The 20,314-nt window shown below is 66.7% G+C and carries 21 protein-coding genes and 1 riboswitch; of the genes, 16 read left to right on the plus strand and 5 right to left on the minus strand.

The window, feature by feature from the left end:
- Positions 1–6: 6 nt before the first annotated feature.
- Positions 7–92: riboswitch (ZMP/ZTP riboswitch) on the plus strand.
- Between the two features lie 171 nt (positions 93–263).
- From glyA to AC1DHY_RS11660, 10 genes are all read left to right on the plus strand, one after another.
- Positions 264–1,565 (plus strand): serine hydroxymethyltransferase, encoded by a 1,302-nt coding sequence (gene glyA, locus AC1DHY_RS11615; RefSeq protein WP_476879190.1) that lies wholly within the window; start codon positions 264–266, stop codon positions 1,563–1,565.
- Between the two features lie 4 nt (positions 1,566–1,569).
- The gene (locus AC1DHY_RS11620; RefSeq protein WP_476879189.1) at positions 1,570–2,502 is read left to right on the plus strand and encodes a bifunctional methylenetetrahydrofolate dehydrogenase/methenyltetrahydrofolate cyclohydrolase; all 933 of its coding nucleotides are present in this window, start codon (positions 1,570–1,572) and stop codon (positions 2,500–2,502) included.
- Between the two features lie 176 nt (positions 2,503–2,678).
- A complete protein-coding gene (locus AC1DHY_RS11625; RefSeq protein WP_476903700.1) occupies positions 2,679–3,629 on the plus strand; it encodes an ABC transporter ATP-binding protein in 951 nt (316 codons plus the stop codon).
- Positions 3,622–4,476 (plus strand): ABC transporter permease, encoded by an 855-nt coding sequence (locus AC1DHY_RS11630; protein ID WP_476880710.1) that lies wholly within the window; start codon positions 3,622–3,624, stop codon positions 4,474–4,476. The genes AC1DHY_RS11625 and AC1DHY_RS11630 overlap by 8 nt, the downstream gene beginning before the upstream one ends.
- Positions 4,473–5,333, plus strand: a complete 861-nt coding sequence (locus AC1DHY_RS11635) for an ABC transporter permease (RefSeq protein WP_476903649.1) — start codon at positions 4,473–4,475, stop codon at positions 5,331–5,333. Before AC1DHY_RS11630 ends, AC1DHY_RS11635 begins: the two co-directional genes overlap by 4 nt.
- A gap of 75 nt (positions 5,334–5,408) precedes the next feature.
- Positions 5,409–5,981, plus strand: a complete 573-nt coding sequence (locus AC1DHY_RS11640) for a hypothetical protein (protein ID WP_476903650.1) — start codon at positions 5,409–5,411, stop codon at positions 5,979–5,981.
- A gap of 10 nt (positions 5,982–5,991) precedes the next feature.
- The gene (locus AC1DHY_RS11645) at positions 5,992–6,825 is read left to right on the plus strand and encodes an exodeoxyribonuclease III (protein ID WP_476880496.1); all 834 of its coding nucleotides are present in this window, start codon (positions 5,992–5,994) and stop codon (positions 6,823–6,825) included.
- Between the two features lie 20 nt (positions 6,826–6,845).
- On the plus strand, positions 6,846–7,889 hold the full coding sequence (gene trpS / locus AC1DHY_RS11650; RefSeq protein ID WP_476880495.1) for a tryptophan--tRNA ligase: 1,044 nt from the start codon (positions 6,846–6,848) through the stop codon (positions 7,887–7,889).
- 4 nt (positions 7,890–7,893) lie between these two features.
- Complete coding sequence (locus tag AC1DHY_RS11655) at positions 7,894–8,571, plus strand: 2'-5' RNA ligase family protein (RefSeq protein WP_476903651.1); 678 nt, start codon at positions 7,894–7,896, stop codon at positions 8,569–8,571.
- Positions 8,516–9,673 (plus strand): YihY/virulence factor BrkB family protein, encoded by a 1,158-nt coding sequence (locus AC1DHY_RS11660; RefSeq protein ID WP_476903652.1) that lies wholly within the window; start codon positions 8,516–8,518, stop codon positions 9,671–9,673. Before AC1DHY_RS11655 ends, AC1DHY_RS11660 begins: the two co-directional genes overlap by 56 nt.
- Here the strand turns inward: AC1DHY_RS11660 and AC1DHY_RS11665 are convergent.
- The 5 genes from AC1DHY_RS11665 to sdhC form a co-directional block, all read right to left on the minus strand.
- Complete coding sequence (locus AC1DHY_RS11665; protein WP_476903653.1) at positions 9,636–10,400, minus strand: alpha/beta hydrolase family protein; 765 nt, start codon at positions 10,398–10,400, stop codon at positions 9,636–9,638. The two genes, AC1DHY_RS11660 and AC1DHY_RS11665, sit on opposite strands and share 38 nt — an antisense overlap.
- A 96-nt stretch (positions 10,401–10,496) precedes the next feature.
- On the minus strand, positions 10,497–11,279 hold the full coding sequence (locus AC1DHY_RS11670; RefSeq protein ID WP_476880137.1) for a succinate dehydrogenase iron-sulfur subunit: 783 nt from the start codon (positions 11,277–11,279) through the stop codon (positions 10,497–10,499).
- 1 nt (position 11,280) lies between these two features.
- Positions 11,281–13,080 (minus strand): succinate dehydrogenase flavoprotein subunit, encoded by a 1,800-nt coding sequence (sdhA, locus tag AC1DHY_RS11675; RefSeq protein WP_476880136.1) that lies wholly within the window; start codon positions 13,078–13,080, stop codon positions 11,281–11,283.
- Positions 13,081–13,202: 122 nt separating this feature from the next.
- Positions 13,203–13,682, minus strand: a complete 480-nt coding sequence (locus AC1DHY_RS11680) for a succinate dehydrogenase hydrophobic membrane anchor subunit (protein WP_476880139.1) — start codon at positions 13,680–13,682, stop codon at positions 13,203–13,205.
- A gap of 3 nt (positions 13,683–13,685) precedes the next feature.
- The gene (gene sdhC / locus AC1DHY_RS11685) at positions 13,686–14,066 is read right to left on the minus strand and encodes a succinate dehydrogenase, cytochrome b556 subunit (protein WP_476880138.1); all 381 of its coding nucleotides are present in this window, start codon (positions 14,064–14,066) and stop codon (positions 13,686–13,688) included.
- Between the two features lie 280 nt (positions 14,067–14,346).
- On the opposite strand from sdhC, the gene AC1DHY_RS11690 reads away from it, so the two are divergent.
- The 6 genes from AC1DHY_RS11690 to AC1DHY_RS11715 all read left to right on the plus strand — a co-directional run bounded on the left by AC1DHY_RS11690 (position 14,347) and on the right by AC1DHY_RS11715 (position 20,304).
- A complete protein-coding gene (locus AC1DHY_RS11690) occupies positions 14,347–15,504 on the plus strand; it encodes a mannose-1-phosphate guanylyltransferase (RefSeq protein WP_476880135.1) in 1,158 nt (385 codons plus the stop codon).
- 83 nt (positions 15,505–15,587) lie between these two features.
- Positions 15,588–16,787 (plus strand): amidohydrolase, encoded by a 1,200-nt coding sequence (locus tag AC1DHY_RS11695; RefSeq protein WP_476903654.1) that lies wholly within the window; start codon positions 15,588–15,590, stop codon positions 16,785–16,787.
- A gap of 204 nt (positions 16,788–16,991) precedes the next feature.
- Complete coding sequence (locus AC1DHY_RS11700; protein ID WP_476878002.1) at positions 16,992–17,384, plus strand: MarR family winged helix-turn-helix transcriptional regulator; 393 nt, start codon at positions 16,992–16,994, stop codon at positions 17,382–17,384.
- Between the two features lie 73 nt (positions 17,385–17,457).
- Positions 17,458–17,889, plus strand: coding sequence for an organic hydroperoxide resistance protein (locus AC1DHY_RS11705; RefSeq protein ID WP_476877976.1), 432 nt, complete (start codon positions 17,458–17,460; stop codon positions 17,887–17,889).
- Positions 17,886–18,911 (plus strand): NADP-dependent oxidoreductase, encoded by a 1,026-nt coding sequence (locus AC1DHY_RS11710; protein ID WP_476877977.1) that lies wholly within the window; start codon positions 17,886–17,888, stop codon positions 18,909–18,911. The genes AC1DHY_RS11705 and AC1DHY_RS11710 overlap by 4 nt, the downstream gene beginning before the upstream one ends.
- Positions 18,912–19,194: 283 nt before the next feature.
- Positions 19,195–20,304 carry a BMP family lipoprotein gene (locus tag AC1DHY_RS11715; protein WP_476877978.1) on the plus strand — a complete coding sequence of 370 codons (1,110 nt, stop codon included), beginning with the start codon at positions 19,195–19,197 and terminating at the stop codon, positions 20,302–20,304.
- The last annotated feature ends 10 nt before the right edge of the window (positions 20,305–20,314 follow it).

The raw sequence follows: 20,314 nt of genomic DNA on the forward strand, positions 1-20,314 counted from the left end.
ATAGGCTGGATGAGTCGCAACTGGCGTTGGGTGGGTAACCACCAGGGAGCGGCACGCACGCAGACCACGGATCGTACGCCTGGGCCGAGGGTCATGTTTTTCCGGACGGCAGCCCCGCTGCCGGACCGCCACCGGTACCCCGATCATGGGTGTTCCGGCCGCGTTCCGGGTCCTTCACGGGCCCCGTAATTTTGCGGCGCCGTGGCGGCCCAGCCGGTAACCTGACCTTAAAGCAGTGACCGTTGCCAAGCCAGGAGTTCGTCGTGACTACTTCCCCTAGCCTTTCCTCAGCAGCCGTGAGCAACCAGCCGCTCGCTGACCTTGACCCCGAAATCGCCGCCGTCCTGGCCCAGGAGCTCGGCCGCCAGCGCGGCACCCTGGAGATGATCGCCTCCGAGAACTTCGCGCCGCGGGCCGTGATGGAGGCCCAGGGTTCGGTCCTGACCAACAAATACGCCGAGGGCTACCCGGGCCGCCGCTACTACGGCGGCTGCGAGTACGTCGACGTCGCCGAGCAGCTGGCCATCGACCGGGTCAAGGACCTCTTCGGTGCCGAGTTCGCCAACGTCCAGCCCCACTCCGGCGCGCAGGCCAACGCCGCCGCGCTGTCCGCCATGATCACCCCCGGGGACAAGATCCTGGGACTGTCCCTGGCCCACGGCGGGCACCTGACCCACGGGATGAAGCTGAACTTCTCCGGCAAGCTGTACGAGGTGGCCGCGTACCAGGTCGAGGAGGACAACTTCCGGATCGACATGGACAAGCTCCGCGAGCAGGCGCTCGCCGAGAAGCCGCAGGTCATCATCGCCGGCTGGTCCGCCTACCCGCGGCACCTGGACTTCGCGGCCTTCCGCTCCATCGCCGACGAGGTCGGCGCGCTGCTGTGGACCGATATGGCGCACTTCGCCGGCCTGGTGGCCGCCGGACTGCACCCGAGCCCGGTCCCGCACTCCGACGTCGTCACCTCCACCGTGCACAAGACCCTTGCCGGTCCCCGCTCGGGCGTCATCCTGGCCAAGCAGGAATGGGCCAAGAAGATCAACTCCAACGTCTTCCCCGGCCAGCAGGGCGGCCCGCTGATGCACGTCATCGCCGCCAAGGCCGTGGCCTTCAAGATCGCCGGCACGGAGGAGTTCAAGGAGCGCCAGGAGCGCGTCCTTGAGGGTGCCCGGATCATCGCCGACCGCCTGAACCAGTCCGACGTCGCCGAGGCCGGCGTCTCGGTCCTGACCGGCGGCACCGACGTGCACCTGGTCCTGGTGGACCTGCGGAACTCCCAGCTGGACGGGCAGCAGGCGGAGGACCTCCTGCACTCAGTCGGCATCACCGTCAACCGCAACGCCGTGCCCTTCGACCCGCGCCCGCCGATGGTCACCTCCGGCCTGCGGATCGGCACTCCGGCCCTCGCCACCCGCGGCTTCGGCGCCACGGAGTTCACCGAAGTCGCCGAGATCATCGCCACCGCGTTGAAGGCCGGTAGCGGGGCAGACGTCGAGGCGCTGCAGTCCCGCGTGGACAAACTCGCCGAAGACTTCCCGCTGTACCCGCAGCACGAGCAGTGGTGATTCGATGACCGCCACGAACTCCGCCCCCGCACAGCCGCAGACCGCCGGCGTCCTCGACGGCAAGGCCACCGCCGCAGCCATCAAAGCCGAGCTGACCCAACGGGTCGCCGCCCTCAAGGCCCGGGGCGTCGTCCCCGGCCTGGGCACCATCCTGGTCGGGTCCGACCCCGGAAGCACCTGGTACGTCGGCGGCAAGCACAAGGACTGCGCCGAGGTCGGCATCACCTCCATCCGGCGCGACCTGCCCGAAGAGACCACCCAGGACGAACTGCTGGCCGTGGTCCGGGAGCTCAACGAGAACCCCGAATGCACCGGCTACATCGTCCAGCTGCCGCTGCCCAAGCACATTGACCAGGACGTCATCCTCGAAGCCATGGAGCCGGAGAAAGACGCCGACGGACTGCACCCGATGAACCTGGGCCGGCTGGTGGCGAACGTCAGCGGACCCATGAAGTCCCCGCTGCCCTGCACTCCCAAGGGCTGCGTCGAACTGCTGACCCGGCACGGCATCGACCTCAACGGCAAGCGCGTCCTGGTGGTGGGGCGCGGCGTCACCATCGGCCGTCCCGTCGGGCTGCTGCTGACCCGCAAGGACGTCAACGCCACCGTCATCCTCGCGCACACCGGCACCGTAGACCTGCCCGCCGAACTCCGGCAGGCCGACGTCGTGATCGCCGCGGCCGGCCAGCCGCACATGATCAAAGCCGGCGACCTCAAGCCGGGCGCCATCGTGCTCGACGTCGGCGTCAGCCGCGTCGACGACGGCTCCGGCAGAGCCGTGGTCACCGGCGACGTGGACCCGGCCGCGGCCGACGTCGCCGCCTGGCTGTCGCCGAACCCCGGTGGCGTGGGGCCGATGACCCGCGCCATGCTGCTGGCCAACGTGGTGGAAACCGCCGAACGCCAGCTGCAGGACGGACTCTCCGCCGCCTCCTGACCGGACCCGCGGGCCCGCAGCTGCTGCCGTATCAACCCTTCGAAACGGCAGCGGGTGTGGGCCCGCGGCCCAGGAAAATAAAATGTCTGGATTTTTTTACGAAAAGACTCTTTCATAGTTTGCCGGGATGGACTACCGTGTTCCGGGTGTCTGAACTTGTGTCGAAAGAGTCCCCGTTGACCAGTGCCGCCGAAACCGGCGAACCCCAGTACGTCATCACCGCCGAAAACCTCACCAAAACGTATGGCGACGTGACCGCCGTCGACGGGATCACCTTCCGCGTGCCCGCCGGCGAGGCGTTCGGCCTCCTTGGTCCCAACGGCGCCGGCAAGTCCACCACCATGAAGATGATCGGCGGGGTCTCGCAGCGGACCTCCGGCAGCCTGAGCATCATGGGCCTGGACCCGGAGCAGCACGGCCCCGAGGTCCGCGCCCACCTTGGTGTGGTGCCGCAGCAGGACAACCTCGATGAGGAACTGAAGGTCCGCGACAACCTCCTGGTCTACGGCCGCTACTTCGGCCTGCCCATGAGCTACCTCAAGCCCAAAGCCGACGAACTGCTGGAATTCGCCCAGCTGACGGACAAGGCCAAGTCGAAGGTGGACGCCCTGTCCGGCGGCATGAAGCGCCGGCTCACGATCGCCCGGTCCCTGATCAACGAACCGCGCATCCTGCTCCTGGACGAACCCACGACCGGACTCGATCCGCAGGCCCGGCACATCCTCTGGGACCGGCTGTTCCGGCTCAAGGAACAAGGCGTCACCCTGATCCTCACCACCCATTACATGGACGAGGCGGAACAGCTCTGTGACCGCCTGATTGTGGTGGACAAGGGAAAGATCATGGCCGAAGGTTCCCCGGCGAGCCTGATCCGCGAATACTCCACCCGCGAGGTCCTGGAGTTGCGCTTCGGCTCCGAACGGAACGCCACCGTGGGCACCGAACTCGAAGGCATCGGCGAACGGATTGAAACCCTGCCGGACCGCGTCCTCATTTATGCCCACGACGGCGAGGCCGCGCTCGAGCAGGTCTCCTCCCGGGGCCTGCACCCGGTCACGTCCCTGGTGCGCCGCTCCTCGCTGGAAGACGTCTTCCTGCGCCTGACCGGTAGGAGCCTCGTTGACTGAGTCAGTACAAACGACGCCGGCGCCAGCTTTGCGTGCCCACGCGCCGGCCGTCTCGGCCGCCCGCGCCCGCCGCTGGGGCGCCTTCTACTACGCCGAGCAGGTTCTCCGCGTGATGAAGGGCTACGGCTGGACCATCGTGATGTACGGCGTCGGCCAGCCCGTTGCCTATCTTTTCGCCATGGGCGTGGGCCTGGCAACCCTGGTGGACACGAACTCCACCGCGGCGTTCGGCGGCGTCAGCTATCTGGCGTTCATCGCGCCGGCGCTGCTGATTTCCGCGGCGGTGATGACGGCGGCCAATGAATTCACCTTCCCGGTGATGGACGGCTTCAAATGGCGCCGGGTCTACTACGGCCCGCACGCTTCACCGCTGACCCCGGAACAGATCGCGGCAGGCCAGATCATCGCCGTCACGGTCCGCTTTGTGCTGCAGTCCGCCATCTACTTCGGCGTGGTGGCCCTCTTCGGCGCCTCCCCGGGCGCCTGGGGCTGGGTCTCCATCCTGGTGGCCACCCTCGCCGGGCTCTCGTTCGGCCTGCCCCTGATGGCCTACGCCGCCACGATCAAAAACGACAAGGGCCAGTTCGCGATGGTGATGCGCTTCATCGTTATGCCGCTGTTCCTGTTCTCCGGAACCTTTTTCCCGCTGGACACCCTGCCCCTGGCGGTCCGCTGGATCGGCTGGATCTCGCCGATCTGGCACGGTACCGAGCTGGGGCGGGTGTTCACCTACGGCTATGAGGAAGCACCCCTGCTGACCGTGGTCCACCTGGTGTTCCTGCTCGGCCTCACTGTCATCGGCTGGGTCCTGACCCGGCGCCAGTTCGCGAAAAGGATGGCATCATGAGCGTGCTTGCCGGCCACCCCGGTTCGGGAAGCCAAGCCGCCGGACGGAGCGTCACCGACGCTGCACGCGAGCGTAACTTCGGGCCGCTCTACTCCCGCAACGTCCGCGCTGTCGTCGCGCGCGGGCTGATGGCCACCAAGAGCAGCAACTGGATGGTCATGGTCTCCGGCTTCTTCGAACCCGTGCTGTACCTGATCTCGATGGGTGTGGGCCTCGGCGCGATCGTCGGGGCCGTGCAGGGCCCGGGCGGGCAGCAGATCTCCTACGCCGCCTACATCGCCCCGGCATTGCTGGCGGTCTCGGCGATGAACGGCGCGGTGTACGACTCCACCTGGAACGTCTTCTTCAAGATGAATTTCGCCAAGCTCTACCAGGGCATGCTGTACACGTCCCTGGGGCCGATCGACGTCGCCATGGGTGAAATCTTCCTGGCCCTGCTCCGCGGGTTTATGTACGCTACCGGCTTCACCGCCGTGATGGGCGTGATGGGGCTGATCACCACACCCTGGGCCATCCTGATGGTCCCGGCCTCGGTGCTGATCGCGTTTGGCTTCGCCAGCTTCGGCATGGGCATCACCAGCTATATGAAGACGTTCCAGCAGATGGACTGGATCAACTTCGTGATGCTGCCGATGTTCCTCTTCAGTGCCACGTTCTACCCGCTGGCCGTCTACCCGCAGTGGATCCAGTGGCTGATCCAGGCGATGCCGCTCTGGCACGGCGTGGAACTGCTGCGCCAGATCAGTGTTGGGGTGTTCACCCCGGCCACCGCCATCCACATTGGCTACTACCTGGTCATGATCCTGCTCGGCGTTACCCTCACCACGGGCCGGCTCCGCAAGCTGTTCCTGAAGTAACCCGCCAGCAGCACGCGGCGTTCGCCCGGGGTGGAAGCGCCGCCCCGGGCCTCTCCGGTTTGCGATAATAAGCTCATGCGATCCCTGGACAATCCTTCTGCCAAGCCGTCCGCCTTCAACGCGGCCACCGGGAAATTCTCGATGTTCCGCCTCAGCGGCCTGGGAATGTCCGTCTTTATCATCGCCTTCCTGGTGGCCGTCATTTTCGCGGCCAACCAGAACGACGTCGTCGGCTGGGTTGTTGCCGTGATCGCAGCCTTCTGGCTGGCGCTGGCAGCGTTCGTGGTGTTCAGCATCCAGCGGGCCGCCAAGAAGGCCGGCGCCAAGTTCAACGAGGCGCAGAATGCGTTCAACTCGGCCGTCGGCCGGGCCCCCTCATCCGGCAGCGCCGACCATGGAGGCACCCGCCTGGTGAACGAGGCCCGCGGTGCGGACGACATCCGCGACATGAAGCTGGACCACTCCTTCAAGATCGTGCAGGTGCAGGTCCGGGTGGTGGAGCAGGAACGCGCCAAGGGTGAGGCCGCGGACCAGGACACCATCCGCCGCGCCCTGGAAACCATCGAGATTACTGCCACAAACGCGCGGGACATGATCAAGCCCTCCGGTGCCCCCGACGAGCCGGTCAGCGGAACTGTCATCGACTAGAGTGGAGCGGGTGAGCTCGGCATTGAAGAAGGACCACCTTCGCATCGCATCGGTAAACGTCAACGGCCTCCGCGCCGCCTACAAGAAGGGCATGGCGGAGTGGCTGGCGCCCAGGGACGTCGACATCCTCTGCCTGCAGGAGGTCCGTGCCCCAGACGCGGTGGTCCACGAGTTGCTCGGTGAAGGCTGGTACATCCTGCACGCCGAAGCCGAGGCCAAGGGACGGGCCGGCGTCGCCATCGCCTCCCGCACCGAACCTATCGCCACCCGGAGCGGCATCGGCGATGACTACTTCGCCACCACGGGCCGCTGGGTCGAGGCCGACTACATCGTCCGCAATGCCGCAGGCGAGGCCTCCCAGCTGAGCGTGGTGAGCGCCTACGTGCACTCCGGCGAGGCAGGCACCCCGAAGCAGGACGACAAATTCCGGTTCCTCGACGTTATGGTCAACCGGCTGCCGGAGCTGGCTAAGCACAGCGACCACGCCCTGGTGGTGGGTGACCTCAACGTCGGCCACACCGAGCTGGACATCAAGAACTGGAAGGGCAACGTCAAACGTGCCGGCTTCCTGCCCGAGGAGCGTGCGTACTTTGACCGCTTCTTCGGCGAGGAAATCGGCTGGAAGGATGTTCACAGGGGCCTGGCGGGTACCGTCGACGGCCCCTACACTTGGTGGTCGCAGAGAGGACAGGCCTTCGACAACGACACTGGCTGGCGCATCGACTACCAGATGGCCACGCCCGCCCTCGCCGCCGCGGCGGTGTCAGCTGTTGTTGACCGGGCGCCGTCCTGGGACACCCGCTTCTCCGACCATGCCCCGCTGGTAGTGGACTACCGGCTCTGAGTTCAAAGGCTTCTAACACCATGACCAGCACAACCGCCACTGCGCCCAAGAAGCGCATCCTCTCCGGCGCCAAGCCCACCGCCGATTCCCTCCACCTGGGCAACTACATCGGGGCCGTGCGCAACTGGGTGGACATGCAGTCCGAATACGACGCAGTGTTCTTCATCCCGGACCTGCACGCCATCACCGTCGACTTCGAGCCCGCGGAGCTTGCCAAGCGGACCCGCATCGTCGCCGCGCAGTACATCGCGGCCGGGATTGACCCCGACAAGTCCATCTTCTTCGTGCAGTCCCACGTTCCGGAACACGCGCAGCTCGCGTGGGCCCTGAACTGCATCACCGGGTTCGGTGAAGCCTCCCGCATGACCCAGTTCAAGGACAAGACCCAGAAGTTCGGTGCCGAAGCCGCGACCCTGGGACTCTTCGCCTACCCGACGCTGATGGCCGCCGATATCCTGCTGTACCAGACGGACCTGGTTCCGGTGGGCGAGGACCAGCGCCAGCACCTGGAGCTGACCCGCAACCTGGCCCAGCGATTCAACACCCGCTTCGGCGAGACCTTCACCGTGCCCGAGGCGACCATCCTCAAGGCCAGCGCGAAGATCTATGATCTGCAGAACCCGGCGGCGAAGATGTCCAAGACCGGCGAATCACCCAACGGCTCCATCCAGCTGCTGGAGGACCCCAAGATTGCCGCCAAGCGCATCAAGTCCGCCGTGACCGACGCCGGGACGGAGATCCGTTTCGACGCCGAGGAGAAGCCGGGCGTCTCGAACCTGCTGACCATCTACTCGACGCTGACCGGCAAAACGGTGGCCGAACTCGAAACCGAGTACCAGGGCAAGATGTACGGCCACCTGAAAACGGACCTGGCCGACGTCATGGTCGACTTCATTACGCCGCTGCGGAACCGGACCAACGAGCTGATGGCCGACCCCGCTGAGCTGGACAGGCTGCTGGCCCAGGGCGCCGAACGCGCCCGCGAAATCGCCTCCGTGACGCTGGCCCGGGTGTACGAGCGGATGGGGTTCCTGCCAACCCTCAGCTTGGCGGGAGTCCACTAGCGCAATGTCCTCCGCCAGCAAAGTCACCTCCAGCGACACCGCGCGCACCGCCCACCACGGCGGGCGCAAGGGATCGGCCGCCGCACCCCACCGGGGTCCGGCGGCCGGCAACGGGGAGACCCCGGAGGAGGGCATCAGCATCGGCGTGATCCTGGGCTTCCCGCCGGAGATCGCCGAGGAACTGCAGCGCTGGCGCGCCTCCTTTGGGGACCCCATGGCCGCCACGGTGCCGGCGCACATCACGCTGGTGACCACCACCATGACGCAGGACTGGGAAGCTACGCGCAGCCACGTCCGGGAGGTGGCCCGGCAGCAGGAACCCTTCACGGTGACGATCGCCGGCACGGGCTCGTTCCGGCCGGTCTCCCCGGTGGTGTTCCTGAACGTCGAGGCGGGCTTCGGCGAGTGCGTGAACCTGCACCGGCAGCTCCAGGCCGGCCCGCTGGAGCGTGACCTGCCCTTCGCCTATCACCCGCACGTCACCGTGGCCCACGATGTCGCGCCCGAAAGCCTCGATGAGGCCGAAACGGTGCTGAAGGACTATAGGGCCAGCTTCCCGGTGGCTAGCATGGGACTTTACGAGCACGATGACAACGGCATCTGGCAGCTACGGGAAGAACTTGACTTTGGCACCGAACTTGACGACCACCGAGGCCCGGCCGACGAAGCAAGCGGCCGCTGACCCGCCCCTCCCCACCGAACTCGCCCGGCTGAAGCTTGAGGTGATCCGGAAGCGGGTCGACTGGGGCAAGGCCCGGCGGTCCGGCGGCGGCCTGGCCGGGCTGCTGGCCATGGTCCAGTGGCTGCTTGCCCGGCTCAACGCGTTCCGTCCGATGCGCGCGTTCCAGCACTACAACCTGCAGCACGGACCGCTGATGAGCGCCGGAATCGGCTTCAACATGTTCTTCTCCATCACCGGTTTGCTGGCGACCGGCTTCTCGATCGCCGGGCTGCTGCTGCGCGGCCAGCCGGCCCTGCTGGACAAGGTGGTGGGCAGCGTGGCCACCAGCGCCCCGGGCCTGCTCAAGGTCGACGGACGCGAGGGCCTGGTGGACCCGCAGGAGCTGCTGAACCCCAGCGGCCTCGGGTGGACGGCCGTGATCGCCGCCATCGTCACCGTGGTGACCTCGCTGGGCTGGATCGCCGGCCTCCGCGACGGACTGCGCGGTGTGCTGCGGATCGGGCCGCTGAAAATCAACCCGCTCCTGCTGAAACTGCACGACGTCGGCACCCTGCTGTTGCTCGGCGTCGCCCTGGTCATCAGCGCCGGCGCCTCCCTGGTGTTCGGTACGGCGGCCGGCTGGGTGGCCGAGCAGCTCAAGCTGGACCCGGTTGTGGCCGGCCCGCTCACCACGTCTATCAAAATCGGCGTGCCCCTGGTGCTCGGCTGGGTCACTGCCCTGATCATGTTCCGCCTCGCCGGCGGCCTGAAACTGCAGCGCCGGGCCCTCCTGGAAGGCACCATCCTGGCCGCCGTGGGCACCAGCGTGCTGCAGATCTTCAGCGCCGAGCTCCTCGCCAGCGCCGGCCGGAACCCGCTGCTGGCCCCGTTCGCCATCATCATCGGCCTGCTCATCTGGTTCAACCTGGTCAGCCAGGTCTACCTGGTCTCCGCCGCCTGGTCCGCGGTGCGGGAAGAGGACCTCAAGACCTCAACGCCGGCCAGAACGGCGGGCTGGGGAGCCCGTCAGGTCCAGCCGGGCAAGACCCCGTCAGAGCACGAGCACCGGCGCCCGGCCGAGACTTTCAGGCGTCGAGGTACTGATCGGCCCATGCCGAAATAATCCTGGCCGCGCGGGCTGCCTGGCCCTTGCCCGTGAGCAGGTGGTCCGAGCCCTCCAGCGAGACGAAATTGCGCGGATGCCGTGCTGTCTGGAAGATGCTGCTGGCGTTCTCGATGCCCACCGTGTTGTCGGTGGGGGAGTGCAGCACCATCAGGGGCTTGTGCAGCCGCCGGATGCAGTCCGTCAGGTCCGCGTTCTCCAGGTCCTCGACAAAGTGGCGGCGGATTTCCACGCGTTTGCCGCCCAGGTCCACTTCCGCGCTGCCCTCGCTGAGGATGCGGTCCAGGGCCGCGTCGAAGACGTGGGCCACGTGCTTGGGGGAGAACGGCGCGCCCACCGTGGCCACGGCGTCGAGGCCGGGAATACTGCCGGCGGCCGCCAGCACGGCCGCGCCGCCGAAGGAATGGCCCACCAGCAGCGACACGGGCCGCCCCGCGCCGTTCATGAACTCAGCGGCCCGCACGGTGTCCGCCACCTTGTGGCTGAAGGAGCCCTCGGACCAGAGGCCCGCGGATTCACCCAAGCCCAGGTTGTCGAACCGGAGCATGCCCACCCCGTTGTCCGCCAGGGCCTTGCACATCCGGGAGGCGGCCGGGCTGTCCTTGCCGAGGGTGAAGCCGTGGGAGAACACGCCCCAGCCCTTCGCCGGGCCTTCGGGGAGGTCGACGACGCCGGAGAGCAGCTCGCCGGTGGAGCCTTCGAAGGTGACTTTTTCGGACCGGGACACAGGCGTCCCCTTTCGGCTGGGCGGGAAACGACGACGGCGCCCCCACCGGAAGGTGGGAGGCGCCGTCGTCGTTTGGAACTGGTGGTGCGGGTGCTGCTAGATTTTGCGGGCCAGGATGGCCTGCTTGACCTCGGCAATGGCCTGCGTGACCTGGATGCCGCGGGGGCAGGCCTCGGTGCAGTTGAAGGTGGTGCGGCACCGCCACACGCCTTCCTTGTCGTTGAGGATCTCCAGGCGCATGTCGCCGGCGTCATCCCGGGAATCGAAGATGAAGCGGTGCGCGTTCACGATCGCGGCCGGGCCGAAGTACTGGCCATCGGTCCAGAACACCGGGCAGGAGGATGTGCACGCGGCGCAGAGGATGCACTTGGTGGTGTCGTCGAACCGCTCGCGGTCCTCGGCGGACTGCAGGCGTTCCTTGGTGGGCTCGTGGCCGCGGTTGATCAGGAACGGCATGACTTCGCGGAAGGACTGGAAGAACGGCTCCATGTCCACGATCAGGTCCTTCTCGACCGGCAGGCCCTTGATCGGTTCGACCGTGATGGGCTTGGTGGTGTCCAGGTCCTTCAGCAGGGTTTTGCAGGCGAGGCGGTTGCGGCCGTTGATGCGCATGGCATCGGAGCCGCAGACGCCGTGGGCGCAGGACCGGCGGAAGGAGACGCTGCCGTCCATTTCCCACTTGATCTTGTGCAGGGCGTCCAGGACACGGTCCGTGCCGTACATGGTGACCTGGAAGTCGTCCCAGGTGGATTCCTCGGAGACCTCGGGGTTGTAGCGGCGCACGCGCAGCGTGACGTCGAAGGAGGGGATTTCCCCGCCGCCGCCGACGCCGGCGGGCAGTTCGATCTTGGAGGCTGGCTCAGCGAGTTCAGCGGTCATCTTAGTACTTCCTCACCATCGGCTCGTAGCGCGTAAAGACCACCGGTTTGGTGGCAAGCCGGATGCCGGCAACCGACTCGGCGGAACCGTCCGCCGGGGCGTGGTCATCCTTGTACGCCATGGAGTGCTTCATGAATTTTTCGTCGTCACGGTCCGGGAAGTCCTCACGGAAGTGCCCGCCACGGGATTCCTCGCGGTGCAGGGCAGCCACGGTCATCACCTTGGCCAGTTCCAGCAGGAAGCCCAGTTCCACGGCCTCGAGCAGGTCCAGGTTGAAGCGCTTGCCCTTGTCCTGGACGCTGATGCGCTGGTACCGCTCCTCGAAGGAGGCGATGTCCGCGAGGACCTGGTTCAGCGTGTCGGCGGTGCGGAACACCTGCATGTTGGCGTCCATGGTGTCCTGCAGTTCCTTGCGGATCTGGGCCACCTTTTCGGTGCCGTCCGCGGTGCGGACGTGCTCGAGCAGGTTCAGCGTGTACGCCTCGGGATCCGCGGGGAGTTCCACGAAGTCAGCGGTCTTGGCGTACTCCGCGGCGGCGACGCCGGCACGCTTGCCGAAGACGTTGATGTCCAGCAGCGAGTTGGTGCCGAGGCGGTTGGAGCCGTGGACCGAGACGCAGGCCACCTCGCCGGCGGCGTAGAGGCCGGGGACGATCGTGTCGTTGTCCTGGAGGACTTCGGCGCTGATGTTGGTGGGGATGCCGCCCATGGCGTAGTGCGCCGTCGGGAACACCGGAACGGGCTCCGTGTACGGCTCCACACCCAGGTAGGTGCGGGCGAACTCGGTGATGTCCGGCAGCTTGGCGTCGATGTGCGCCGGCTCCAGGTGGGTCAGGTCCAGGAGGACGTAGTCCTTGTTCGGGCCGCAGCCGCGTCCCTCGCGGACTTCGTTGGCCATGGAGCGGGCCACGATGTCGCGCGGGGCGAGGTCCTTGATGGTGGGGGCGTAGCGCTCCATAAAGCGCTCACCCTCGGAGTTGCGCAGGATGGCACCTTCGCCGCGGGCTGCTTCGGAGAGCAGGATGCCCAGGCCGGCAAGGCCGGTCGGGTGGAACTGGAAGAATTCCATGTCCTCCAGCGGGATGCCGCGGCGGAAGGCGATGCCCATGCCGTCACCGGTGAGGGTGTGGGCGTTGGAGGTGGTCTTGAACACCTTGCCGGCGCCGCCGGAGGCGAACACCACGGACTTGGCCTGGAAGACGTGCAGTTCGCCGGAAGCGAGGTCGTAGGAGACGACGCCGGCAACGCGCTTCTGCTTGTACGGGGTGCCGTCCTCGCGGACCGCGTCCTCCTCGACGGTCAGCAGGTCCAGCACGTAGTACTCGTTGTAGAACTCAACGTTGTGCTTGACGCAGTTTTGGTACAGGGTCTGCAGGATCATGTGGCCGGTGCGGTCTGCGGCGTAGCAGGCACGGCGGACCGGGGCCTTGCCGTGGTCGCGGGTGTGGCCGCCGAAGCGGCGCTGGTCGATCCGGCCCTCAGGCGTGCGGTTGAACGGCAGGCCCATCTTCTCAAGGTCCAGGACGGCGTCGATCGCTTCCTTCGCCATAACCTCGGCAGCGTCCTGGTCCACCAGGTAGTCGCCACCCTTGATGGTGTCGAAGGTGTGCCATTCCCAGTTGTCCTCTTCGACGTTGGCGAGGGCTGCACACATGCCGCCCTGCGCCGCGCCGGTGTGGGAGCGCGTGGGGTAAAGCTTGGTCAGTACTGCTGTTCGGGCGCGCTGACCGGATTCGATCGCGGCGCGCATGCCAGCGCCACCGGCACCAACAATGACGACGTCGTACTTATGGACCTGCATACCAGATGCTCTTTCTCTCAAAATTCGCTGTTTTACACTGCCGGCGAAACCTGCGCAGTGAAGTCTCTGGTCCGCGCCCGCTCGGGCAGACGGGGATCAGCGCCCGGAACTCCGGGCCGCTACTAGGCCGGGCAGAACCCGCCGGGGAGCTGCACGCCGTTGACCACCGGGCACGGGTTGAAGGTGAAGATCACCAGCGTGCCCAGGATGACAATGGCGGCGGCAGCCGCGTAGAGCACGATCTTCAGCCAGAGGCGGGTCGCGTCCTTCTCGGCGTAGTCGTTGATGATGGTGCGCACGCCGTTGGTGCCGTGGAGCATAGCCAGCCACAGCATGGCGAGGTCCCAGATTTGCCAGAACGGGTCCGCCCACTTGCCGGCGACGAAACCGAAGTCAATGGCGTGGATGCCTTCGCCGACCATCAGGTTGACGAACAGGTGGCCGAAGATCAGCACCACCAGGACCACGCCGGAAAGCCGCATGAAGAGCCACGCGATCATTTCGAAGTTGCCCTTCGAGGAACCGTTGCGGCGGTACTGCGGCGCGATCCGGCCGCTGCCCATCTGCGGGCTGCGCGGGCTCTTAATCTCAGTTGCAGTCATGGCTCAGTGACCTCCGAGGGCGAGGGACAGGTGGCGGATGGAGAAGCCGATCATGACAACGACCCAGAGACCCAGGACCGTCCACAGCATCTGGCGCTGGTACTTGGCGCCCTTCTTCCAGAAGTCGACGGCGATGATCCGCAGGCCGTTGAAGGCGTGGAACACGATCGCTGCGACGAGGCCCGTTTCACCCAGGGCCATAAGGGGGTTCTTGTAAGCACCAATCACGGCGGTGTAGGCCTCGGGGGACACACGCACCAGAGAGGTGTCCAGCACGTGGACCAACAAGAAGAAAAAGATCACTACACCGGTAACGCGGTGTCCAACCCAAGACCACATGCCTTCACGGCCGCGGTACAAGGTGCCAGCTGGTTTTGTCGGCACTGAATAAACCTCCCTGCAACACAGCGGCGCTGGCATGGGATCCACGCGGGGGGAACGCCTGCTGCGAGAGCACTCGTAAGCTCAAGCCTAAATCTAGGCTTCGCTCTTAGCTTATTCAATTCAGCGGATCGATGGTGACGGCGCCCTGCGGGGTTTTTGGCCGGTTTTGAGACGAACGCCACATCCGGCGTCGGCAGCGGCCGTGTTCCCGGGCGCCCGACGTGGCGCGTACGCGTGGCCACACAGGGGATGACGGGCCGGTTCGGCTAAAGTAGCCGTGATGACTACAGACAAAGTGACCAGCCACGATTCACCCGAGGCCGCGGCGGCAGACTCTCCGCTGGACCGTTTTATCGCGGTGATTCCGGCAGGCGGCGTGGGGACCCGGCTCTGGCCGCTGTCCCGGGCAGCCGCCCCCAAGTTCCTGCATGACCTCACCGGTTCTGGCAGTACTTTGTTGCGCGCCACGTACGACCGGCTGGAACCCCTGGCCGGCAGCCGGGTCCTGGTGGTCACCGGCACCGCCCACCGCGACGCCGTGTGCAGCCAGCTGCCCGAGGTGCGCGAGGCTGACCTCGTCCTGGAGAGCGAGCCCAAGGATTCCGGCGCCGCGATCGGGCTGGCCGCTGCCATCCTGTACGAACGCGACCCCCACACCATCATGGGGTCCTTCGCGGCGGACCAGGTCATCAGCCCCGACGAGCTGTTCCAGGACGCCGTGCGCGAGGCCATCCACACCGCGGCCGCCGGCAAGATCGTCACCATCGGCATCAAGCCGACCCACCCCTCCACCGGGTTCGGCTACATCCGCGCCGGCGACAAGCTGAGCGTGCCCGGTGCGCCGAGTGCCCACACGGTGGTCGAGTTCGTCGAGAAGCCCAGTGAGGACGTCGCCCAGCAGTACCTGGACAGCGGCGAGTACGCCTGGAACGCCGGGATGTTCGTGGCGCCGGTCTCCCTGATGCTCAAGCACCTGGAAGCCAACCAGCCCGAACTCTTCGCCGGCCTGCAGGAAATCGCCAAGGCCTGGGACACCCCGCTGCGCGACGAGGTCACGGCCCGGGTCTGGCCGACGCTGCCCAAGATCGCCATCGACTACGCAGTCGCCGAGCCGGCCGCGGCTGCCGGGGACGTCGCCGTCGTACCCGGAACCTTCCGCTGGGACGACGTCGGGGACTTCGCGTCCGTGGGCCGCCTGAACAGCGCCAAAGAGGTCGACGACGTGACCGTGATCGGGGAGGGCGCCCGCGTCTTCACCGAAAACGCCAGCGGCGTGGTGGTCACCGACACCAAGCGTGTGATCGCCCTGATCGGCATTGAAGACGTTGTCATCGTGGACACCCCGGACGCGCTGCTGGTGACCACCAAGGCCCACTCCCAGCGGGTCAAGGCCGCCGTCGACGCGCTCAAGGCCAGCGGCGACACGGACGTCCTCTAGCCCGACCCCGCTGCGGCGCGTGTTCTGCCGTAACCCGCGGACCGCGATGCCGCTATTTATGCGACTCTCGCTACAGTGAATGTGTGCGTAATTACACTACTGAAGCTGAGCCCACCACCTTGGTGGGGCCGTGGCTGGAGCCGCTGCTCCCGGAGCTGATCGAGTTCCGCCGTGACCTCCATGCGCACCCGGAGCTGTCCTTCAAGGAGTTCCGCACCACGGAGAAGCTGGCCCAGCGGCTGGAGGCCGCCGGGCTGAAGCCGCGCCGCCTCGAGGGCACCGGGCTGACCGTCGATATCGGGGAGGGGCCCATCGCCACCGCCCTCCGCGGTGACATCGACGCCCTGCCCATCATCGAAGAGACCGGCCTGCCGTTCGCGTCCAAGAACCACGGCGTCACGCACGCCTGCGGCCACGACGTGCACACCACCACCATGCTGGGCATCGCTTTGGTCCTGCAGAACCTGCACGAATCCGCCCCGCTGGGCGGTACGGTCCGGATCATCTTCCAGCCGGCGGAGGAGACCATGCCCGGCGGCGCACACGCGTGCATCGAACAGGGTGTCCTCGACGGCGTGCCCCGGATCCTCGCGCTGCACTGCGACCCCCGGATCGAGGTCGGCAAGATCGGCACCCGGATCGGCGCCATCACCTCGGCATCGGACACCATCAAGATTGAGCTGACCGGCCGCGGCGGCCACACCTCGCGCCCGCACCTGACCGAAGAACTCGTCTTCGCCCTGGCACAGATCGCCGTGAACGTCCCCGCCGTGCTGTCCCGCCGCGTCGACGTGCGCAGCGGAGTCTCCGTGGTCTGGGGGCACATATCGGCCGGCTCGGCCCCGAACGCCATCCCCGCGAGCGGCTACATGGCCGGCACCATGCGGTGCCTGGACCGGGATGCCTGGCACAGTGCCGGGGAGATCCTCGACGAGGTGGTGCAGCAGATCGCGGCACCCTACGGCGTCGACGTCCACCTTGAGCACACCCGCGGCGTACCTCCAGTAGTGAACTCCGAGCACGAGACCGCCCTGATCGAGGCCGCGGCCCGCGCCGAACTCGGCGAAAGCTCCGTGGTGCTCACCCCCCAGTCGATGGGCGGCGAGGACTTCGCCTGGTTCCTGGCGGACCTGCCCGGCGCGATGATGCGGCTCGGCACCAAGACGCCCGGCGGCGAGGAGTACGACCTGCACCGCGGCGACTACATCCTGGACGAACGCTCCCTGGGGCTCGGCATCCGGGTCCTCACCGCCGCCGCACTCCGCACCCTCCGCGACCTGTAACCGGCGGGCCCTTGGGGCACCGCGAACGTGGGGGAAACCCGGCGTTACGGCACTGAGGCCAGTGGCATTGTGCTCAATTGAGTTGTGTGCAACTGAATTGCGCGATACTCTTTTTATGTGAACGAAACAGAGACCCCGGAGTCCGCCGGATCCAGCGCCCCCGGCCTGGACGCACCCCGGCTGGACCGGCAGGTGTGCTTTGCGATGTATTCGGCGTCGCGCGCAGCCACTGCCGCCTACCGCCCCATGCTGGAAGAGCTCGGACTGACCTACCCGCAGTACCTCGTGATGATGGTGCTCTGGGAGGACCAGCCCCGCAGCGTCCGCGGTCTCGGCGAGGAGCTCGGACTGGACTCCGGGACACTGTCCCCGCTGCTCAAGCGGCTTGAGGCCCTGGAGCTCGTGGAACGACGGCGGTCCGCAGCCGACGAGCGCCGCGTGGAGGTTTTCCTCACCGAGTCCGGCGCCGCTCTCAGTGCCCGGGCCACCGGCATCCCGCAGAGGCTCGCGGACGCCGCCGGACTCTCCGCCGCCGAGCTCGACCAGCTCCGCGAAACCCTCGGCAGGCTCACCGCCGCCCTGCACTCCGGCCACTGACCGGCCCCGGACCCGGCTCCCCGCCGGCGGTCCGGACCCAGAAACTTCCCTGCCCCCAACAGATTGGAACCCCATGAAGACCCTCTACACGGCCGAGGCCCTGGCCTCCGGCGAAGGACGCGACGGCAACGCCCAGACCAACGACGGCAAGCTCAACGTCACCCTGGCCAGCCCGGTGGAACTGGGAGGCAACGGCGAAGGGACCAACCCGGAGCAGCTGTTCGCCGCCGGGTACGCCGCCTGCTTCCACTCGGCACTTCGCCTCGTGGGCCGCAAGGAACGCGCCGACCTGACCGACTCCGCGGTTGCCGCCAAGATCCACTTCGGCGCCCTGGACGAAGGGGCAGGCTACGGTCTGGCCGCCGAACTTGAGATCGCCCTTCCCGGCGTCGACCGGCAGACCGCCGAGTCCCTGGTGGCCAAAGCCCACCAGATTTGCCCTTACTCGAACGCCACCCGCGGAAACATCACCGTAGACATCACCATCATGGAGGTCGCAGCATGAGCACCGAAAACACCACTCTCCCCGCCGTCACCCGCGAAATCCAGCTCGCCTCCCGGCCGCACGGCCGTCCCGTTCCGGAGAACTTCCGCCTCGCCGAGTCCGCGCTGCCGGAACTCCAGGACGGCCAGATCCTGGTCCGCAACCTCTTCATCTCCGTCGACCCCTACATGCGCGGCCGCATGAACGACGTCAAGTCCTACTCCGCGCCGTTCGCCCTCGACGCCGCGCTCGACGGCGGCGCCGTCGGCGAGGTCATCGCCTCCAAGGCCGAAGGCCGTGCCGTCGGCGACACTGTCGTCCACGGCCTCGGCTGGCGCGAGTACGCCGTCCTCGATGCCACGGCCACCACGCCGGCACGCACCGACCTCGCCCCGGCATCGGCGTTCCTCGGTGCGCTGGGAATGACCGGGCTGACCGCCTACGCCGGCCTGCTCAAGGTTGCCGAGTTCAAAGCCGGCGACGTCGTCTTCGTTTCCGGCGCTGCCGGCGCCGTCGGCTCCCTCGTGGGCCAGATTGCCAAGGCCATGGGCGCGTCCCGGGTTATCGGCAGCGCGGGCTCGGCCGACAAGGTGGCCCGCCTGCTGGAGCTCGGCTTCGACGCCGCCTTCAACTACCACGACGGCCCGGTCGCCGAGCAGCTCGCCAAAGCCGCGGGGGAGCGCGGGATCGACGTTTACTTCGACAACGTCGGCGGAGAGCACCTCGAAGCCGCACTGTCCTCCCTGACCGTCGGCGGCCGGGTGGCCATGTGCGGGGCCATCGCCCAGTACAACTCCACCGAGCCGACCCCGGCGCCGCGCAACCTCATGCTGGCGATCGGCAAGCAGCTGACGCTCAAGGGCTTCCTCGTGGGCGGATACTGGCAGCACATGGCCGAGTTCGTTGAAGCCATGTCGGGCTGGCTGGCCAGCGGCGCCGTCAGCTACGACGAGACCGTCGTTGACGGGCTCGAGAACGCGCCGCAGGCCTTTATGGACCTGCTGGACGGGGCCAACACCGGAAAGATGCTGGTCCGCGTCTAATCCCGACCCCAAACAACGGGGCCCCGGAATCCTGGATTCCGGGGCCTCAGGCGTGTGCCCGCGCGGAACGGCATACCGCTTGGTAACAAGTTCTCAACAATCTGGGAAATGACTGTGAACTGTGTTACCCGACGTGTTTCATGCCACTAAAGTATCTTGCATCAGTGCGCCTCGGCGCAGTGCTGCGAATCCGTCAGTGACAACAGTGTTTCGGGGGAAAACCGGAAGCAGACACTCATTGGACTACCGTCGTAGCGCCTATCACTTTCTTCCTGGAGGAACTTTGAAGAACTCACTGCGCGCAACATTCAAGCGCGGGTCAATGGCCGGTGTCGCCACCGCAGGTGCGGCCGCCTTGATGCTCACCGGTTGCGGGGCCGCCCCCACCGCCAGCAGCACCGCCAGCGCGGGCGCCAGCGACTACACGGGCTGCATCGTTTCCGACTCCGGTGGATTCGACGACCAGTCGTTCAACCAGTCCTCCTACGAGGGACTGAAGAAGACCGAGAAGGACCTCGGCATCAAGGTCAACCAGGTCGAGTCCAAGACCAACAACGACTTCGAGCCGAACCTGCGCGCCATGGTCACCGCCGGCTGCAACCTGACCATCACGGTCGGCTTCCTCCTCGGCGACGCCACCAAGGCCCAGGCCACGGCGAACCCGGACAAGCACTTCGCGATCATTGACTTCGGCTACGACAAGCCGATCACCAACGTCAAGCCGATCATCTACGACACGGCCCAGGCAGCCTTCCTCGCCGGGTACCTCGCAGCCGGCACCACCAAGACCGGCACCGTTGCCACCTTCGGCGGCATCAAGATCCCGACCGTCACTATCTTCATGGACGGCTACGCCGACGGCGTGAAGTACTACAACGAAAAGAAGGGCAAGAACGTCAAGGTTCTTGGCTGGGACAAGGCCAAGCAGGACGGCTCCTTCACCGGTGACTTCGAGAAGCAGGACAAGGGCAAGCAGTTCACCCAGAACTTCCTGGACCAGGGCGCGGACATCGTTATGCCCGTCGCAGGTCCGGTCGGCAAGGGTGCGGGCGCAGCCCTGAAGGAAGCCAAGGCCGCAGGCAAGGACGTCAAGCTCATCTGGGTTGACTCCGACGGCTTCCTCACCGCCCCGGACTACAAGGACATCATGCTCTCCTCCGTCATGAAGCAGATGGGCGAGGCCGTGGAGACCGTTGTGAAGGAAGACAAGGACGGCAAGTTCACCAACACGCCGTACGTTGGCACCCTCGCGAACGACGGCGTGCAGCTGGCTCCGTTCCACGACATGGAGTCCCAGGTTCCGGCCGAGCTCAAGACCGAGCTCGACCAGATCAAGAAGGACATCGCCGACGGCAAGCTGAAGGTCGAATCCGCAGCGAGCCCCAAGGCGTAATTTTCCGCCG

The sequence above is a fragment of the Arthrobacter sp. 05L44 genome, from assembly GCF_056397605.1.

Excerpts from the sequence above, each read along its gene's own strand:
- AC1DHY_RS11635 (WP_476903649.1), top strand. The coding sequence starts at position 4,473 with ATGAGCGTGCTTGCCGGCCACCCCGGTTCGGGAAGCCAAGCCGCCGGA.
- trpS (WP_476880495.1), top strand. The coding sequence starts at position 6,846 with ATGACCAGCACAACCGCCACTGCGCCCAAGAAGCGCATCCTCTCCGGC.
- AC1DHY_RS11690 (WP_476880135.1), top strand. The coding sequence starts at position 14,347 with ATGACTACAGACAAAGTGACCAGCCACGATTCACCCGAGGCCGCGGCG.
- AC1DHY_RS11655 (WP_476903651.1), top strand. The coding sequence starts at position 7,894 with ATGTCCTCCGCCAGCAAAGTCACCTCCAGCGACACCGCGCGCACCGCC.
- AC1DHY_RS11620 (WP_476879189.1), top strand. The coding sequence starts at position 1,570 with ATGACCGCCACGAACTCCGCCCCCGCACAGCCGCAGACCGCCGGCGTC.
- AC1DHY_RS11680 (WP_476880139.1), bottom strand. The coding sequence starts at position 13,682 with ATGACTGCAACTGAGATTAAGAGCCCGCGCAGCCCGCAGATGGGCAGC.
- sdhA (WP_476880136.1), bottom strand. The coding sequence starts at position 13,080 with ATGCAGGTCCATAAGTACGACGTCGTCATTGTTGGTGCCGGTGGCGCT.
- AC1DHY_RS11700 (WP_476878002.1), top strand. The coding sequence starts at position 16,992 with ATGTATTCGGCGTCGCGCGCAGCCACTGCCGCCTACCGCCCCATGCTG.
- AC1DHY_RS11640 (WP_476903650.1), top strand. The coding sequence starts at position 5,409 with ATGCGATCCCTGGACAATCCTTCTGCCAAGCCGTCCGCCTTCAACGCG.
- AC1DHY_RS11670 (WP_476880137.1), bottom strand. The coding sequence starts at position 11,279 with ATGACCGCTGAACTCGCTGAGCCAGCCTCCAAGATCGAACTGCCCGCC.
- AC1DHY_RS11710 (WP_476877977.1), top strand. The coding sequence starts at position 17,886 with ATGAGCACCGAAAACACCACTCTCCCCGCCGTCACCCGCGAAATCCAG.
- AC1DHY_RS11705 (WP_476877976.1), top strand. The coding sequence starts at position 17,458 with ATGAAGACCCTCTACACGGCCGAGGCCCTGGCCTCCGGCGAAGGACGC.